Annotated in this window: 11 protein-coding genes; 2 read left to right on the forward strand and 9 right to left on the reverse strand. The window is 61.5% G+C overall.

Features of this window, described 5'->3' with window-relative positions; genetic code table 11:
- Positions 1-23 precede the first annotated feature (23 nt).
- The 8 genes from FHW83_RS13170 to FHW83_RS13205 form a co-directional block, all read right to left on the reverse strand.
- Positions 24-2,066, reverse strand: a complete 2,043-nt coding sequence (locus tag FHW83_RS13170; protein ID WP_176646802.1) for a 3-hydroxybutyrate oligomer hydrolase family protein — start codon at positions 2,064-2,066, stop codon at positions 24-26.
- Between the two features lie 7 nt (positions 2,067-2,073).
- On the reverse strand, positions 2,074-3,048 hold the full coding sequence (locus tag FHW83_RS13175) for a branched-chain amino acid ABC transporter permease (RefSeq protein ID WP_176646803.1): 975 nt from the start codon (positions 3,046-3,048) through the stop codon (positions 2,074-2,076).
- Positions 3,048-3,932, reverse strand: coding sequence for a branched-chain amino acid ABC transporter permease (locus tag FHW83_RS13180; RefSeq protein ID WP_176646804.1), 885 nt, complete (start codon positions 3,930-3,932; stop codon positions 3,048-3,050). The genes FHW83_RS13175 and FHW83_RS13180 overlap by 1 nt, the downstream gene beginning before the upstream one ends.
- 126 nt (positions 3,933-4,058) lie before the next feature.
- A complete protein-coding gene (locus FHW83_RS13185; protein WP_176646805.1) occupies positions 4,059-5,255 on the reverse strand; it encodes an ABC transporter substrate-binding protein in 1,197 nt (398 codons plus the stop codon).
- Between the two features lie 25 nt (positions 5,256-5,280).
- Positions 5,281-5,988, reverse strand: a complete 708-nt coding sequence (locus FHW83_RS13190) for an ABC transporter ATP-binding protein (protein WP_176646806.1) — start codon at positions 5,986-5,988, stop codon at positions 5,281-5,283.
- Entirely contained in the window at positions 5,988-6,758 is a 771-nt protein-coding gene (locus FHW83_RS13195; RefSeq protein ID WP_176646807.1) for an ABC transporter ATP-binding protein, read from the reverse strand. The genes FHW83_RS13190 and FHW83_RS13195 overlap by 1 nt, the downstream gene beginning before the upstream one ends.
- Positions 6,759-6,858: 100 nt before the next feature.
- Positions 6,859-8,475, reverse strand: a complete 1,617-nt coding sequence (locus tag FHW83_RS13200) for a GMC family oxidoreductase (RefSeq protein WP_176646808.1) — start codon at positions 8,473-8,475, stop codon at positions 6,859-6,861.
- Between the two features lie 103 nt (positions 8,476-8,578).
- Positions 8,579-9,616 (reverse strand): nitronate monooxygenase family protein, encoded by a 1,038-nt coding sequence (locus FHW83_RS13205; RefSeq protein WP_176646809.1) that lies wholly within the window; start codon positions 9,614-9,616, stop codon positions 8,579-8,581.
- 342 nt (positions 9,617-9,958) lie between these two features.
- Between FHW83_RS13205 and FHW83_RS13210 the strand changes: the two genes are divergently transcribed.
- The gene (locus FHW83_RS13210) at positions 9,959-12,634 is read left to right on the forward strand and encodes an EAL domain-containing protein (RefSeq protein ID WP_229224164.1); all 2,676 of its coding nucleotides are present in this window, start codon (positions 9,959-9,961) and stop codon (positions 12,632-12,634) included.
- A gap of 362 nt (positions 12,635-12,996) precedes the next feature.
- Complete coding sequence (locus tag FHW83_RS13215; protein ID WP_176646810.1) at positions 12,997-13,698, forward strand: 5'-methylthioadenosine/adenosylhomocysteine nucleosidase; 702 nt, start codon at positions 12,997-12,999, stop codon at positions 13,696-13,698.
- A 132-nt stretch (positions 13,699-13,830) separates the two neighbouring features.
- Here the strand turns inward: FHW83_RS13215 and putA are convergent, their stop codons facing one another.
- The gene (gene putA, locus FHW83_RS13220; protein ID WP_176646811.1) at positions 13,831-17,484 is read right to left on the reverse strand and encodes a trifunctional transcriptional regulator/proline dehydrogenase/L-glutamate gamma-semialdehyde dehydrogenase; all 3,654 of its coding nucleotides are present in this window, start codon (positions 17,482-17,484) and stop codon (positions 13,831-13,833) included.
- Positions 17,485-17,518 lie beyond the last annotated feature (34 nt).

The following is a 17,518-nucleotide window of genomic DNA, read 5'->3' on the forward strand; positions in this document are numbered from 1 at the left end:
ATTGCCGGGGTACGCCGCGCCACTCAATCAGGTACTGTAACCGCAGTGCCGATGACCGTGATGGCGTTGGCGGCCGACGGCGCGGTGGCGATGGCCGGCAAGTTGGCGGTGGTGAGCGGCGTGGTGTTGTCGGGCCGCGTCACCGTCCGCACCACCTGCGACGGCGGCAGCGGCGTGGCGCTGCTGCGCAGGTTGGCCAGCATCGCGTCGAGCGCGCGGAACAGGTAGACATGCAACGGCACGATGTTGGCCGGCAGCACGTTGGTGAACGAGTCGAAGTGGTTGGCATTGGTCACCTCGATATAGCGCAGCTTGCTCGCGCTGCCCTCCGCCGCCGCATTCAACCCCACGTACGCGCGCGAAGCGAAGTTCACCGGTATCAGCGCATCGCTGCGGCCATGCACGATGATGGCCGGCTTGCCCTTCAGATTACCCGTCGCCGCCACCTCCGCCATGCCCGCCCTCACCCGCGCGCTTTGCGCCGCCAGCGTGCCGGCCAAGGCCGCGCCGGAGACCGGATCGACGCCGGTCGCCAGCGAGCGCAGGCACAGGAACGCATCCAGCGACTGATCAGCCAGCTGCGAGCTTGGCGAGACGCCCAGGTTATAGGCCTTGGCGCCGCCCACCGAATCCTCGTACAGCACGCTGCCGATGATCCCGTTCTGGGTGAAGCTGCTGGCCTTCTGCGCCGCCGTGAACGCCACCGGGGCGCCGCTCGCATCGGTCGGCGCGAAGGTCAGGCCGCACACTTTATCGGTCACGGAGAACTTGCCATAAGCGTAGGCGTAGGTCACCGCCACCAGCACATTGGTGCCGGCGTGCGCCGCCTGCAGCACATCCGAATCCGGCAGCCAGCCGTACGCCTTGAGGCGCACCTTCGCATCGCTCTGCTGCGCCAACAGGTCGCCGCCGTTCAGCAGCCCCTTGGCGGCCAGCGCCGTGCAACGTCCCGGCGCCGCCGCCGTCGAAGCGATGCACGGCTGATACAGCGCAGCATAGGTCGAGTAATCAAACAGCGCCTTGCCCTGCCCGCTCACCGCCACCGCGCCCTGCCGCACCGTGTAGCCGGCGGCGGTCTTGGGCTGGATCTGCGGCTCGGTGGCCGCCACGCCGGAGATCAGGCCCTTGGTGTCCTGCTCCGCCGCCAACAAGGCCGAGCCGGCGCCGTTGGAAATGCTGGAGGCGATCGTGATCGTATTCTTGGGCGTCAGCACCACCACGTGGCTCTTGTTGTCCTTGGCCAGGGTGCCGTACTTTTCGTTCAGCACGTAGAAGGCGAACTCGACCGCCTGCAGCGTGAACTTGCCCCAGTCCTTTTCCGGATTCTGCTGCGAGTGCGCGTGCTTGAAGGCGACGCGGCCCGGATAAGCGGTGGCGAACGCCGCGCGCTCGGCATCGGTCAGCGTGGGCGCGAACGTGGCGTTGTTGCCGGCGGCCGCGCGGGTCGCGCGCAGGCCGTTCTGCAAGTTGACGCTGTCGTCATCGAATGTGTAGAGGCCGGTGCCGCTGCCCTTGTCGGCGTACGCCACCGCGCAGTTGTTCTTCAAGCCCCATTCGCCCGCGCTGCCGATGGCGCCGTAGATGCCGCGCGAGCCGCTCGAGGTGCCGGTCACAATGCACGGATTTTTCACGTCGAACCCGGCCGGCACCTGCACCATCAGCGTCACGTTGTTGTCGGTGTAGGCGAGGTACTCGCTGCCGGCCACCTTGCCCTCGCCCGCGCCGGCCACGCCCTTGGCGTCGACGTTGGGGCCGTACAGCGTGCCGTAGCCGCTGTTGGCCGCGATATCCAGCACCGCCCGGTAATTGGCGTGGATGGCGTTGCGGCGCAGTTCGGCTGCGGTGGGATTGGCGGGATCGGCGTAGGCCGGGGCGGCGCCCGCCAGCCCGGTCTTGCCAAGGCCGGCGGTCAGCAAATCGTCGCTGACGCCGTCGTAGGTTTTACTGCTGATGTCGCCGAGGAAGCTCGGCTTGAGGTTCAGGTCTTCGCGTTCGTCGTGCTCGTTCGAGCCGCAGGCGGCGACTACGATGCTGGCCAGCGCCAGCACCATGGTTTTGATTTGCATATCGTCCTCACACTGGTTTCTTCTTCCCGGCCAGAGCGATGAACTCGCCAATGATCCCGCGCCGGAACAACAGCACACAAATAATGAAGATCAGGCCAACAACCATGTTGACCGCTTCGCCTATGGTGTTAAACCACTCAATGCCGGAGAGGCGGGCCAGCAGCGTGCCCCAGTCGCCCAGCTTGTTTTCCAGCGCGATGATGATGATCGCGCCCAACATCGGACCGGCCAGCGTGCCCATGCCGCCAACCAGCGTCATCAGGATCACCAGGCCCGACATGGTCCAATGGACATCGGTCAAGGTCTCAAAGCCCAGCACCAGCGTCTTGCTGGCGCCCGCCAGGCCGGCCAGCGCGGCCGACAACACGAAGGCCAGCAGCTTGTACTTGTCGACGTCGTAGCCCAGCGAGATGGCGCGCGGTTCGTTTTCCTTGATCGCCTTCAGCACCTGGCCGAACGGCGAGTGCACGGTGCGCACGATCAGCATGAAGGCCAGCACGCAGATACCCAGCACCACGAAGTACAAGGTGGTGTCGTTGGCGAGGTCGATCAGGCCGAGGAATTTTCCACGTGGAACGCCCTGCAAGCCGTCCTCGCCGCCGGTGAACTCCCCTGCCCGCAGCGCGCCGAAGTAGACCATCTGCGCCAGCGCCAGCGTGATCATGGAGAAGTAGATGCCTTGGCGGCGGATCGCCAGCCCGCCCATCACCAGCCCGATCGCGGCGGCGCCCGCCACGCCGGCCAGCAGGCCCAGCTCGGTGGGCCAGCCCCAGTTCTTCAGCGCGTTGCCCGCCACGTAGCCGGCCATGCCGAAGAAGGCGGCGTGACCGAAGGACAGCAAACCGGTGAAGCCGATCAGCAGGTTGAAGGCGCTGGCGAACAGCGCGAAACACAGCAGCTTGGACAGGAACACCGGGTAGCCGACAAACGGCGCGGCCACGGCAACGACGAAGGCGATCAGATAGCCAATTTTCTTGTTCATCATTTTTCCTTACCAAACAGGCCTGCCGGACGCAGCAGCAACACCACCACCATCACCAGGAACACCACCGTCGACGAAAACTCGGGGTAAAACACTTTGGTCAGGCCCTCGATCACGCCCAATGCCAGGCCGGTCAGGATGGAGCCCATGATCGACCCCATGCCGCCGATCACCACAACGGCGAATACGACGATAATCAGGTTCTGACCCATCAGGGGCTGCACCTGGATGATTGGGGCCGCCAAAACGCCTGCAAAGCCCGCCAAAGCGACGCCGAAGCCATAGGTCAGGGTCACCATCAGCGGCACGTTGATGCCGAAGGCTTCGACCAGCTTGGGATTCTCGGTGCCGGCCCGCAGGTAGGCGCCCAGTTTGGTCTTCTCGATCACGAACCAGGTGGACAGGCACACCGCCAGCGAGGCCAGCACCACCCAGGCGCGGTAATTCGGCATCACCATGAAGCCGAGGTCGGTCGCGCCGGCCAGCGCCTCGGGCACCTGGAACGGCTGGCCGGAGACGCCGTAGAACGACCGGAACACGCCTTCCACCAGCAGCGTGATGCCAAACGTCAGCAGCAGGCCGTACAGATGGTCCAGCTTGTACAGGTGGCGCAGCATGGTCTTCTCGATGAGGATGCCGAACGCGCCCACCAGCAGCGGGGCGATGATCAGCATGGCCCAGTAGTTCAGGCCGGCATATTCAATGCCCATCCACGCCAGGAAGGCGCCCAGCATGTAGAGCGCGCCGTGGGAGAAGTTGATCACATTGAGCAGGCCGAAGATCACGGCCAGGCCGAGCGACAGCATCGCGTAGAACGAGCCGTTGACCAACCCCAGCAGTAGCTGGCTCATCATCGCGGGCAAAGGAACGCCGAAGATTTCCATGGGAATCCACAATTTCAAGTGTCAGAGGAACCGTCATTCCGGCGCAGGCCGGAATCCATAGAACGCTGGCCATCACGCTCAGCATGGATTCCGGCTTCCGCCGGAATGACGGGGGGGTGGGTCAGCTTATTTCCAGAGGCTGCACTTGGTTTCCGCCTTGGTGGCGTAGGCCTGGTCGCCCGGAATGGTGGCGACCACCTTGTAGTAATCCCACGGATATTTCGATTCCGCGGGCTTCTTCACTTCCATCAGGTACATATCGTGCACCATGCGGCCATCCGGACGGATCACACCGTTCTTGGCGAACATGTCGTTGATCTTGTTGGCCTTGAGGTAGGCGATCACCTTGTCGGCATCGTCGGTGCCGACCGCCTTCACCGCCTTCAGGTAATTGCTGGCGGCCGAGAAGTCGGCGGCTTGCAGCATCGACGGCTCTTTCTTCATCTTGGAGAAATAGCGCTTCGACCACTCGCGGGTTTCCGGATTGGCGTCCCAGTACCAGCCATCGGTCAGGTACATGCCCTGCGTCAGGTTCAAGCCCAGCGAATGCACGTCATTGATGAAGATCAGCAAACCGGCCAGTTTCATCTTCTTGGTGATGCCGAATTCGTTGGCGGCCTTGATCGAGTTGATGGCGTCGCCGCCGGCGTTGGCCAGGCCCAGGATCTGCGCGCCCGACGATTGCGCCTGCAACAGGAAGGACGAGAAGTCCGACGCCGACAGCGGATGCTTCACCGCGCCCAGCACCTTGCCGCCGCCCGCCTTTACCACCTCCGCCGTGTCCTTTTCCAGCGACTGGCCGAAAGCGTAGTCGGCGGTCATGAAGTACCAGTTCTTGCCGCCCTGCTTCACAATCGCGCCGCCGGTACCGCGCGCCAGCGCGATGGTGTCGTAGGCGTAGTGGATGGTGTAAGGCGTGCACTCCTCGTTGGTCAAACGGGCCGAGCCGGCGCCGATCGAGATGAAGACTTTTTTCTTCTCGGCGGCGATCTTGGCCATCGCCAGGTTGGCGCCCGAGTTGGTGCCGCCGATCAGCATGTCCACGCCCTGCTGGTCGAACCATTCGCGCGCCTTGGAGGCGGCGATGTCGGCCTTGTTCTGGTGGTCGGCCGAGATGAATTCGATCTTCTTGCCGTTGATGTTGCCGCCGGCATCGGCAATCGCCATCTTGATGGCTTCGGCGCCGCCGGCGCCGTCGATGTCCGTGTACAAGCCGGACATGTCCGTGATGAAGCCGATCTTGACGGTGTCGCCCGAAATTTGCGCGTGGGCGGCGAAGGATGCACAAGCTGCGGCTGCGAGGGTGATAGCTTTGATTTTCATTGTCGTCTCCTTCAGATTGTCGTTCTTAAACACCGAGAAGCTCGTTCAACACCGGCATCTTGGCGCTCAACTCAGATGCAACAAAGGTCTCCACAATCTGACCGTGTTCCATCACATAAAACCGGTCGGCCAGCGGCGCCGCAAACCGGAAATTCTGTTCCACCATGACGATGGTGTAGCCCTTGGATTTCAGGGTCGTGATCATGCGCGCCAGGCCCTGCACGATCACCGGCGCCAGGCCTTCCGAGATTTCATCGAGCAGCAGCAGGCGCGCGCCGGTGCGCAGGATGCGCGCCACCGCCAGCATCTGCTGCTCGCCGCCCGACAGGCGGGTGCCCTGGCTGTGCTTGCGTTCCTCCAGGTTGGGGAACATCTGATAGATTTCCGCCACCGACATGCCCTTGTCCGCGCCGTTCAACTGCGGCGGCAGCATCAGGTTTTCCTCGGTCGACAGCGAGGAGAAAATGCCGCGCTCTTCCGGGCAATAGCCAATGCCGAGGTGGGCGATCTTGTGCGTCTGCAGGCCGATCGCCTCCTGCCCGTTGACCTTGATCGAGCCCTTGCGCGCGCCGGTCAGACCCATGATGGCGCGCAGCGTGGTGGTGCGGCCGGCGCCGTTGCGGCCGAGCAGCGTCACCACCTCGCCCGGCTGCACCGTCATGTTGACGTTGTGCAGGATGTGCGATTCGCCGTACCACGCCTGCAGGTTGGAGATTTCCAGAGCGGCCGTCATCAGTGCGCTCCTTCCAGGACCGAGGCTTCCGTGCCCATGTACGCTTCCATCACTTGCGGGTTGGTCGAGACCTCGGCGTACGTGCCTTCGGCCAGCATGGCGCCGCGCTGCAGCACGGAGATTTTGTCGCAGATGCCGGACACCACTTTCATATTGTGTTCGACCATCAGAATGGTGCGGCCGGCCGAGACTTTCTTGATGAGTTCGGTAACGCGGTGCACGTCCTCGTGCCCCATGCCCTGGGTCGGTTCGTCCAGCAGCATCAGCTCCGGTTCCATCGCCAGCGTGGTGGCGATTTCCAGCGCGCGCTTGCGGCCGTAGGGCATGTCGACCGTGATGGTGTCGGCGAATTCGGTGAGATCGACCTCGGCCAGCAGCTGCATGGCGCGCTCGTTGAGCTTGTCCAGCGCGCGCTCGCTTTGCCAGAAAAAGAAACTGGTGCCGAGCTGGCGCTGCAGGCCGATGCGGACATTTTGCAGCACCGTCAGGTGCGGAAAGACGGCGGAAATCTGAAAGGAGCGGATCACGCCCATGCGGGCGATCTGCGCCGGCCTGGCCGGCGTGATGTCGTTACCGTTGAACAGGATCTGGCCCGACGTGGGCACAAGGAACTTGGTCAACAAATTGAAGCATGTGGTTTTACCCGCCCCGTTGGGGCCGATCAGCGCGTGGATGTGCCCGCGCTGGACTTTGAGATTCACATCATTGACCGCGGTAAAACCCTTGAATTCCTTGGTCAAATTCTTTGTTTCCAAGATAACGTCGGACATCCTGTCTCCCTGTTATTCTTTTCAAAGTGCTAAATTTTTCTAGATCATACACAGTAACAAATTAGCTAACAATACAGTATAACTACGGTTGGTTTTTGATCTAGAACACGACGCTTTTGACCAGCTGTGCTGCTTTTTCCGCAATCATGATCGTGGGGGAATTGGTGTTGCCGGAGGTGATGAAGGGCATGACGGACGCGTCCACAACACGCAATCCGGTCACGCCTTTTACACGCAACTGGCCGTCAACCACGGCGCTGTGGTCGTCGGCGCGGCCCATCTTGCAAGTGCCGACCGGATGGAAAATCGTGGTGCCGATGGCGCCTGCGGCCTCGGCCAATTCCTGCTCCGTGCGGTAGTGGATGCCGGGCTTGTATTCCTCCGGCGCGTACTGCCGCAACGCCGGGGCGGCGACGATTTTGCGCGTCAGCGTCAGTGCTTCGGCGGCGACCTTGCGGTCTTCCGGCGTGCTCAAATACATCGGCGAAATTTTCGGCGGCGCATACGGATCGGCGCTGGCGATGCGCACGTGGCCGCGCGAGGTCGGCCGCAGGTTGCACACGCTGGCAGTGAAGGCGGGAAAGGTGTGCAAGGGATCGCCGAATTTTTCCAGCGACAGCGGCTGCACATGGTATTGCAGATTCGGCGTCGGCTCGCTGTCGTTCGAGCGGGCGAACGCCCCCAGCTGCGACGGCGCCATCGACATCGGCCCGCTCTGGAACAGCGCGTACTCGAGGCCAATCTTCATCTTGCCGAACCAGTTGGACGCCATCGTGTTCAGCGTGCGCGCCTGCTTGCCAACCTTGTAGACCATGCGCAGTTGCAGATGGTCTTGCAGGTTTTCGCCGACGCCAGGCAGGTCGACCACGGGCATGATGCCGAGCTCATTCAAGCGCTGCGCGGGACCGATGCCGGAGCATTGCAAAATCTGCGGACTGCCAACGGCGCCAGCCGCCAACAGGGTTTCCTTATTGGCGCTGGCCAGATATCGTGTACCGCCGCCGGTGAAAATCACGCCCTTGCATACGCCATTTTCGATCTGCAAACGTTCAACGTGGCAGCCGGTCATGATGGTCAGGTTCGGCCGGCGCGAGGCGGGTTTCAAAAACGCCTTGGCGGTGTTCCAGCGGATGCCGCGTTTTTGATTGACCTCGAAATAGCTGCAGCCGGCGTTGTCGCCGCGGTTGAAATCGTCCACTTTCTGGATGCCGACCTGCTCGGCGGCGTCGCGGAAAGCATCCAGGATTTGCCACGACAAGCGTTGTTTCTCCACCCGCCACAGGCCACCGGCGCCGTGGAATTCGGAGGCGCCGCCGTGGTAATCCTCGCTCTTCTTGAACAGCGGCAGCACAGACTCCCAGCGCCAGCTGTCGTCGCCGGTGAGGGCGGCCCAGCGGTCGTAATCGCCGGCCTGGCCGCGCATGTAGATCATGCCATTGATGGAGGAACTGCCGCCGAGCACTTTGCCGCGCGGGTAGAGCAGGCTGCGGCCGCCCAGGCCGGGATCGGCCTCGGTACGGAACTTCCAGTCGGTGCGGGGATTGTCGATGCAGTGCAAATAGCCGACCGGGATGTGGATCCACACGTAATCGTCGCGTCCGCCCGCCTCGATGAGCAACACTTCCTTGTCTTTGTCGGCGCTGAGCCGGTTGGCCAATACACAGCCGGCTGAGCCGGCGCCTATGATGATGTAATCGTAGCTACCTGCTGATTCCAAATCGTCCCCCCAAGTTCGCCGTCGTCCCCGCGAAGGCGGGGATCCATGCTGAGCGTGATCGCATAGTCAGTATGGATTCCCGCCTGCGCGGGAATGACTGCGGTTATATTGCGCTGATCTCCGCCAGCAAGGTCTCCACCAGTTTCGCCGCTGGCATGGGCCGTGCGCGCGCCACGCCGGTGCCGCACCAGAGCGACATCAGCTCACTCTCGCCACGCTTGGCCGCCTCCGCGCGGATGGGCGAAGTTAGCGCATTTTGAATAGGATATGGCGGTAGTTGTCGCTCGATAGACGCCATTTCGCGCATGAAGCGATTTTCCAGCCCGCGCGCGTACCGGCCGGAAAAAGCGCGGGTCAGCCGGGTCGGATGATTTCCGGCCGTGAGCAGTCGCTGCTTGTACGGCGCGTTGACGGTGGCCTCGTCGGTCACCAGAAACGCCGTGCCCATCTGCACCGCCTGGGCGCCGGCATCCAGCGCGCGCTTGATATCGGCACCATCCATGATGCCGCCCGCCGCGATCACGGGAATATTTACCGCCGCCAGCACCGCCGGCAGCAGCTCAAACGTGCCCAGTTTGGCATCTTCCTGCGCGCCAATGAAGGTGCCGCGATGACCACCGGACTCTACACCCGAGGCGATCACGGCGTCGGCGCCCCTGCTTTCCCACGCCAAGGCTTCATCGACGTGCGTAATCGTGCCGATCACGAAAATGCCGGCCTCGTGCAAGCGCTGGATTTGCTGCACGCTCAAGATACCGATGGTAAAACTGGCGACCGCAGGCCGCAGTTCAATCAAGGTTTCAAACTGGGCGGAGAAATCTTCGCACCATTTGGCCGGGGTCGGCAGTTCGCTCCAGCCGAACGAAGACCAGTAAGGTTTCAGCCATTCCTTGGCTTGTTCCACCTCGGCGGCGGACGGTTTCGGCGTGTCTTGCGCGAAGAAATTCAGGCAAAAAGGCTGATCGGTGAGCGCCCGGATCTGCGCGGTTTGGGCGCGGATCGTCTCCGGCGACAACAAGCAACAGGCCAGCGAACCCAGCGCGCCGGCATTGGACACCGCAGCCACTTGCGCCGGCGTATTAAACCCGCCGGCGGTCGGTCCCTGGATGATGGGATGCGGAAAAATGGAAGCCAGCGTCATCGATCCCCCTCTTTACACCTGTGGATAACCATCTGGATATCCACAGGTGCCAAATGTGAGTAAACAAACGAATTTTTGGGACGACTTTTTTTATCCCAAAACAGTTCCCTGCTCATACACGGTTTACACGCCCGCTTATGCAGCCCGTAAACGCCTGATTTTAATTCAAAAGCAGCACTTATCCACAGAAAAGTGTCGGTGTTAACAACTACCACTATTTTTATATCTACATCTTTAGGGTAAACCGATATACTGAATTCGCAAACAGCCTCTGCCGGAGCCGTTTTGTCCTCACAACGTCAAAATCCCCGGTCGCCTGCATATCTGCGGTTTCGGCGACGTTTGATCACCGGCCTTTTTCTGATGGCATCCCTTGCCATTGCCGTCGTTGTGAGCCAACTCCGTTCGTCCTACGTGGAACGCGAACTTTCCATCCAGTCCCAGACCGAGCATTACGTGAAAGCGATGGAAGCGCACGTGATTTACTCGATTCAATCGGTGGATTTGTCGCTGATCGGCTTTGCCAACGCCATCAAAGTGCTGCCCGCCAAACAAAGCCGTTCGCCTGAGACCATGGCCGACCTGCTTTCCTCACGCGGATCGAGTTTTGACAGCGACTACTGGATCACATTTATCGACGCCAACGGCAATGGCGTGGCGACCTCGACCAACACCCCCATCGTCGGCAACTCCTACGCCGATCGCGACTACTTCCAGGTCCACCTCGACAATTCTCTCAACGGCAAACTATTCATCGGCGAACCCGCCATGGGCAAGGTCAGCAAAAAGAGATTGTTTTTTCTCAGCCGTCGCGTGGAAACCGCCAAGGGCGAGTTCCTGGGAGTGGTCGTGGCCCCGCTGAACGTCGAGCGCTTCGTCAAAGTCTTCGACAATTCGCGGTTCAATTCGGACGTTTCGATCTCGCTGGTTCATGGCGGCGGGAAAATCATTGCCCGCGTGCCGAATTTCGACCAGGCGTTTGGCCGTGACCTGCGTCCCACGCCGCTGTTCGACAACGTCCGGCTCGCCAGTTCCGGCACCTACAAAACGGTGAGCGTGGTCGACGGCCTGTCCCGGATTTTCAGCTACCGTGTGATTGATGGCTTGCCGCTGATTATCGTCGTGGGCAGCAATGACACCGAATCGGCGCGTTTGCTGCGAAAAAATTTCGTCACCGCCGGCGGCGGGCTGGCCATCTTGCTGCTGTTGATGCTGGGCGCCGGCCATTTTTCGCTGCGCACATACGCAAGGCAGGAAGAGCGCGAGCTACGTTACCGCACCTTGTACAACGCCAGCCGGGAAATGGAACATCAACTGCTGGCTAACGAAGAAGAACGCAAGAAAAACGATGAATGGCTGAAACTCACCGCCCTGCTGTTCGACAACAGCGGCGAAGGCATGATGGTGACCGATGCCGAAGGCAAAATCCTCACCGTGAATCCGGCTTTTTCCGTACTCAGCGGCCACACCGAGAAACAGCTGGTCGGCCATCGGGCCTATGAACTCGCTTCCAACCGCAACGACAAGGAATTTTTCGACCGCATGTTCGAATGCGTGACCACCACCGGCTACTGGAAGGGCGAGTTGTGGCAACGGAACCGCGAGGGCGAGGAATACCTGGTTTCCATGCTAATCAACACCGTGTTTGACGAGCAGGGAAATCCATTCCGCTATGTCGCTTTGCTCAGCGACATCACGCAAAAAAAGGCATCCGAAGAATTGATCTGGCGCCAGGCCAACTTCGATGCCCTCACCGGCCTGCCAAACCGGCGCATGTTTCATGAGCATCTGCGACAGGCAATGAAAAAAACCGACCGCACACAGCTGCCGATGGCACTGGTGTTTGTCGATCTGGACCACTTCAAGGAAATCAACGATACCCTGGGCCATGACAAGGGCGATATGCTGCTCAAGGAAGTGGCAAGCAGATTGTCCAGCTCGGTCCGGAGCACCGATACCGTGGCCCGCCTCGGCGGCGACGAGTTCACCGTCATCATCACCCAGTTGCGCAATGCCGGCGACGTGGTGCGGACGGCCCAGGAAATCCTGCGGCAAATGAGCACACCCTTCCAGCTGGGCGAAGATGTTGCCCATATTTCCAGCAGCATAGGCATCACCTTGTACCCTGAAGACGGGGCGGATGCTGAAACTTTAATCAAAAACGCCGACCAGGCCATGTACGCGGCCAAGCAGCAGGGGCGCAACCGCTTCAATTATTTCGCGCCCTTCATGCAGGAAGCCACGCGCGAACGCATTTCCCTGGTCAACGAATTGCGCGAAGCCCTCGGCCGCGAGCAGTTGCGCATCTTGTACCAGCCGATCATCGACTTGTCGACCGGTGCCATCGTCAAGGCCGAGGCGCTGGTGCGTTGGCTACATCCGGTACGTGGACTGCTGAATCCGGCTGAATTCATCGGCGCGGCGGAAAGCAGCGGCATGATCGTCGGCATCGGCGACTGGGTTTTCCACCAGGCGGCGCGTGAAGTGCAGAAACTGCAGGCCCTGAATTCGCCGGATTTCCAGATCAGCGTGAACAAATCGGCCTGGCAGTTCCGCGACGACGGCAGCAACTACCAGCAATGGCTGGATTTTCTGCAGGAACTGAAGCTGAATCCGCACAGCATCATCATCGAGGTGACGGAAAACCTGCTGTTGGAGACCGCCAACGCCGATTCCGAGCGTGTGCTGGCGTTCCAGCATGCGCACATGCAGCTGTCACTGGACGATTTCGGCTCCGGCCACTGCTCGGTGGCCTTTCTGAAGCGCTTCGGCATCGACTACATCAAGATCGACCCGGCTTTTGTGCATCAGGGGACGGATGGACTGCTGATTTGTGAGGCGATTATCGCGATGGCGCACAAATTGGGCATCAAAGTCATCGCCGAGGGTATCGAAACACCGCAACAACTGTCGGCCTTGACGGCCGCCGGGTGCGATTTAGGCCAGGGATACCTGTTTTCCAGGCCGATTTCGGGGGAAGAATTGGAAAAACAACTACAAAACAAGGTTCACCTGTGAATAACGTCTTGGATATCCACAGGACGACTTGTGACTAAGGCCCACCTTTGACCACAGGCCCATATTTTATCCAAAATTTGTTCCTGAACTGATACAGCGCTTATTCAGCAGGTTGTTTACGCCGTAAACAAATGATTTGTAAACGTATACACGAGTTATCCACAATCATTTGCACGTTTACTACTACCACTATGTTTATATAAATCTTTTGTAAACAACTAAAACCGCAAATCAGACGGCTACTCGCCATCCGGAATCCGTCCAGACCCTAAAAAACGCCTTAAAATTCACTTTTTTTCGCTACGCGTTGTGGAAAAAGCCTTCGATCTCCACAGACAAATTTTCAACATTCAAGGAAAAACATGCGTTTAGGCATCATCAGCGCGTTGGCTGAAGAACAGCATGGGCTCATAGAAGCCCTTCAGAGCCCCTACAAGCACGTTCACGGCATGAGGGAGTACACCACCGGGAAACTGTGGGAAATCGACGCTGTGTGCGTTCTATCGCGTATTGGCAAGGTCGCGGCCTCCATGACGGCCGCCATCCTTGTGGAGAAGTTCGGAGTTACCCACATTGTTTTTACCGGCGTTGCCGGCAGTGGGGATAAAAACGTGAAAGTCGGCGATATCGTGGTCGCCGATACGCTGATCCAGCATGACTTCGATGCCAGTCCGCTGTTTCCCAGGTTTGAAATCCCGCTAACCGGTTTGTCCAGCTTTGCCACGGACGTGGCGTTGACGGCAAAACTGGCCGATGCGGCAGGACAAGTGACGCGTGTGCATCGCGGTTTGATCGCCAGCGGTGACCAATTTATTGGCAAATTGGCGCAAATTCAGGCGCTGAAAGCCAGTTTGCCCGATTTATTGGCAGTGGAAATGGAAGGCGCGGCGGTGGCGCAAGTGTGTTTTGAGCTGGGCATTCCGTTTGCCGTCATCCGGACGATCTCGGACAACGCCAACGACGATGCCGCCGTTGATTTCATGCATTTCATCAAAACCGTGGCATCGCGCTACGCATTTGATGTGATCCGGAACTTCTGCAAGACAAGCCGGGCGAACCCGTAATGCCATCCAGTTAGCGCTACATCGTCATTCCCGCGCAGGCGGGAATCCATAGAACGCCTGAACGCTAGGCTCAGCATGGGTTCCCGCCTGCGCGGGAACGACGGTTTAACTGAGCCCGGCTTTTTGCTTTGTTTACGACGCCTGCAGCGTCATCAGGCTGGCGTTGCCCCCTGCCGCCGTCGTATTCACGCACAGAGCGCGCTCAGCAAGCAAACGCCACAGCGGGATGGCCGCCTCCTCATTGGTGCTGATCAGGCTCACCAGGGCCCCATTACGGGCCGCCAGCGGGGCGTGCAGGCTGGCCGCCAGCATCGATTCCACCAACGCGATCTGGAAGTCGCAATCGTCGAGGCTGGAAACGGTCAGGATGCGGTCCTTCACCGCCGCCGGCAGGTCCGGCGGCAGCAATTTCGCCGCCGCGCCCGTCACCAGCGCGGTATTGCCGGTGGCCAGCGTGGCCGCCAGCTGGTTCAGCAAGCCTTGCAGGGTACCGGCCGCGCACACGACGGCGCCACGGGCCACCAGCGCCAGCATGTTGCGCTCGCCGGTCGGACCTGGCAGCGTGGTCACGCTGCCCAGCATGCTGGCGCGGCTGTATTGCTCCGCCAGGCTGGCGACACGTTCATGGCCGTGCATTTTCGACCAGGCCGCCAGCGCATCGAGCGCCGGGGTGGCCTGGCGCGCGTGCGCCGGCGAGGTGGCCGCTCCGCGTTGCAGACGCTTCAGGTACAACGGGCCGCCGGCTTTCGGACCGGTTCCCGATTTGCCTTCGCCGCCGAACGGTTGCACGCCCACCACCGCGCCGACGATGTTGCGGTTGACGTAGATGTTGCCGACGTGTGCGTTGCTGCTGATGTAGTCGATGGTTTCATCGATGCGCGAATGCACACCCAGGGTCAGGCCAAAGCCACTGGCGTTGATCTGCTCGACCACTTTCGGCAGGTCGGCGCGCTTGTAGCGGATCACGTGCATCACCGGGCCGAACACTTCCTGCGTCAGCTCGGCCAGCGATCGGATTTCCAGCACGGTTGGCGGCACGAAGGTGCCGGCGCTGGTGACATTCGCCGGCAGATCCAGCGAGAAGTAATCCACCGCCGTGCCTTTCAGCTTGTTGATGTGCGCCAGCAGGTTTTGCTGCGCTTCGGCGTCGATCACCGGACCGATATCGGTCGCCAGGCGGTCCGGCGTGCCGACGTTCAGTTCCAGCATCGCGCCTTTCAGCATTTTGATGGTTTTATCGGCGATATCTTCCTGCAGGAACAGCACGCGCAGCGCCGAGCAGCGCTGGCCGGCGCTGTCGAAGGCCGACGAAATCGCATCCTGCACCACTTGCTCCGGCAGCGCCGACGAATCGACGATCATGGCGTTCTGGCCGCCGGTTTCGGCGATCAGCGGAATATCGGCGTTTTCCGCCACCGCGCGCTTGGCCAGCGTGCGGTTGATCAGTTGCGCCACCTCGGTCGAGCCGGTGAAGATCACGCCCTTGACGCGGTGGTCGGCGGTCAGCGCCGCGCCCACCACTTCGCCGCGGCCCGGCAGGAATTGCAGCGCGGCGCGCGGGATGCCGGCTTCGTGCAGCAGCTCAACCGCGCGGTGCGCGATCAGCGGCGTCTGCTCGGCCGGTTTGGCCAGCACCACGTTGCCGGCCGCCAGCGAGGCCGCCACCTGGCCGGTGAAGATCGCCAGCGGGAAGTTCCACGGGCTGATGCAGGTCACCGGACCCAGCGCCAGCGTGTTGGTGGCGCCGTGCACTTCGGCGGCGTAGTAGCGCAGGAAGTCGACCGCCTCGCGGATCTCGGCGATCGCGTTCGGCAGCGATTTGCCGGCTTCGCGGATGGCCAGGGTCATCAGTTCCATGGCGTTGGCCTCGAACAGGTCGGCGGCCCTGGTCAGGGCGGCGGCGCGCGCCGATGGCTCGGTGGTTTGCCAGTCCATGGCGAAGTTGCTGGCGCTGGCAAGCGCGGTTTCGACGTCGTTGGCGGTGGCTTCCACCAGTTGGCCGACGATGTCGCCGCGCTGGGCCGGGTTGGTAACCTTCTGCGCCGGCTGGCCGACGCTGATCTCACCGGCCAGCAACGGCGCGGCGTGCCAGCTGCGCGGCGCGGCCAGCGCCTCGGAGAGCTCGCGCAGCACGTTTTCATTGGCCAGGTCGAAACCGGCCGAGTTCTTGCGCTCGGCGCCGAACATGTCCAGCGGCAGGGCGATGCCCGGATGCGGCAGGCCGCCCTGCTCGCGCGCGGCCGCGACCGGGTCGCGCAGCAGCGACTCGATCGGAATCGCCTCGTCGACGATCTGGTTCACGAACGAGGAGTTGGCGCCGTTCTCCAGCAGGCGGCGCACCAGGTAGGCCAGCAGCGTTTCGTGGGTGCCGACCGGCGCGTAGATGCGGCACGCCTTGTCGAGGTTGTCCTTGCCCACCACCTGGTCGTACAGCGATTCGCCCATGCCGTGCAGGCACTGGAACTCATAGTCGTTGATGCCGTCGCGCTTGGCCCAGGTGTAGATGGTCGACAGGGTTTGCGCGTTGTGGGTGGCGAATTGTGGATAAATCAAGCCTTGTGCACCGAGCAGTTTCTGCGCGCACACCAGATAGGACACGTCGGTGTAGACCTTGCGCGTGTAGACCGGATAACCGCTCATGCCGTCCACCTGGGCGCGCTTGATTTCCGCATCCCAGTAGGCGCCCTTGACCAGGCGCACCATGAACTTGCGGCCGCTGCGCTTGGCCAGGTCGATCAGGTAGTCGATCACGAACGGGCAGCGTTTCTGGTAAGCCTGCACCACGAAGCCGATCCCCTCGAAACCGGCCAGCTCCTGGTCGTGCGCCAGCGCCTCCATCAGGTCCAGCGACAGTTCCAGGCGGTCGGCCTCTTCCGCATCGATGTTCAGGCCGATGTTGTAGTGTTTGGCCAGCAGCACCAGCTGACGCACGCGCGGCAGCAGCTCTTCCATCACGCGGGCGCGCTGGGCGCGGCTGTAGCGTGGGTGCAGCGCCGACAGTTTCACCGAAATGCCCGGACCATTGCGGATGCCGCGGCCGTTCGAGGCCTTGCCGATGGCGTGGATCGCGGTTTCGTAGGAGGCGTAGTAATTCCTGGCGTCGGCTTCGGTCAGCGCGGCCTCGCCCAGCATGTCATAGGAATAACGGTAGCCGCGCGCCTCGTTGGCCTGGCCGTTCTTGATCGCTTCGTCGATGGTCTGGCCGGTGACGAACTGGTTGCCCAGCATGCGCATCGCCAAGTCCACGCCCTTGCGGATCAGCGGCTCGCCGCCCTTGGCGATCAGCTTGGTCAGCGCCGAGCCCAGGCCCGCCTCGCTGTTGGTGCCCACCAGCTTGCCGGTGATCAGCAGACCCCAGGTGGCGGCGTTGACGAACAGCGACGGCGACTCGCCCAAGTGTTTGCGCCAGTCACCCTTGCTGATTTTGTCGGCGATCAGGCGGTCGGCGGTGGCGTTGTCGGGAATACGCAACAGTGCTTCGGCCAGGCACATCAGGGCGACACCCTCGTCCGAGGACAGCGAAAACTCGTGCATCAGGGCGTCCACGCCGGAGGCGCGGGTGCGTTCCGCGCGCACCGCGCTGACCAGTTTGTGGGCCAGTTGCTGGGCTTGCTGAATGCTGTTGGCGTCGTGGTTTTTCAGCTGCTCGAGCAGCCACTGGACAGCGCTGACTTCGTCCTTGCGATAGGCTGCCGTGACTGCTGCGCGCAGGGGAAGCGGGTCGCGCAGGACTTCGGCCCGCAGGGCGGCGAACGGGATGAAACCGGAGGTGGTTGCTGCTTGCATTAGGAACTCTCAGATAGAAATTTTTGAGCGGATC

Origin of the sequence: Duganella sp. SG902 (assembly GCF_013376005.1) — a bacterium.
Lineage (GTDB): Bacteria > Pseudomonadota > Gammaproteobacteria > Burkholderiales > Burkholderiaceae_D > Rugamonas.

Bases quoted from the DNA above. Each gene is read 5' to 3' on its own strand.
- putA (WP_176646811.1), bottom strand. From the start codon at position 17,484: ATGCAAGCAGCAACCACCTCCGGTTTCATCCCGTTCGCCGCCCTGCGG.
- FHW83_RS13175 (WP_176646803.1), bottom strand. From the start codon at position 3,048: ATGAACAAGAAAATTGGCTATCTGATCGCCTTCGTCGTTGCCGTGGCC.
- FHW83_RS13170 (WP_176646802.1), bottom strand. From the start codon at position 2,066: ATGCAAATCAAAACCATGGTGCTGGCGCTGGCCAGCATCGTAGTCGCC.
- FHW83_RS13205 (WP_176646809.1), bottom strand. From the start codon at position 9,616: ATGACGCTGGCTTCCATTTTTCCGCATCCCATCATCCAGGGACCGACC.
- FHW83_RS13195 (WP_176646807.1), bottom strand. From the start codon at position 6,758: ATGTCCGACGTTATCTTGGAAACAAAGAATTTGACCAAGGAATTCAAG.
- FHW83_RS13190 (WP_176646806.1), bottom strand. From the start codon at position 5,988: ATGACGGCCGCTCTGGAAATCTCCAACCTGCAGGCGTGGTACGGCGAA.
- FHW83_RS13185 (WP_176646805.1), bottom strand. From the start codon at position 5,255: ATGAAAATCAAAGCTATCACCCTCGCAGCCGCAGCTTGTGCATCCTTC.
- FHW83_RS13180 (WP_176646804.1), bottom strand. From the start codon at position 3,932: ATGGAAATCTTCGGCGTTCCTTTGCCCGCGATGATGAGCCAGCTACTG.
- FHW83_RS13215 (WP_176646810.1), top strand. From the start codon at position 12,997: ATGCGTTTAGGCATCATCAGCGCGTTGGCTGAAGAACAGCATGGGCTC.